1 protein-coding gene is annotated in these 218 nt (G+C 54.6%); it reads left to right on the plus strand.

From position 1 onward, the window contains the following. Positions 1-199 (plus strand): DDE-type integrase/transposase/recombinase (locus F6X42_RS43365; protein WP_187639808.1); only part of this gene is annotated, 199 nt, incomplete at its 5' end. Positions 200-218 lie beyond the last annotated feature (19 nt).

Here is a 218-nt window from a genome sequence, read left to right on the forward strand (position 1 = left end):
CCTGAATAACGTGGTCGAGCAGGACCATCGGGCCATCAAACGCATCACCCGACCGATGCTGGGCTTCAAGGATTTCCACTGCGCGCGCGTCATTCTGAGTGGCGTCGAATTAATGCACATGATCAAGAAAGGGCAGATGAAATGTCGGGGCGAGACTCCGCTGTCTCCCGCACAGCAGTTCTACTCGCTCGTTTCATAAGCAATCCTCCGCATATCAC

Source organism: Paraburkholderia podalyriae, from assembly GCF_014397785.1.
Lineage (GTDB): Bacteria > Pseudomonadota > Gammaproteobacteria > Burkholderiales > Burkholderiaceae > Paraburkholderia > Paraburkholderia podalyriae.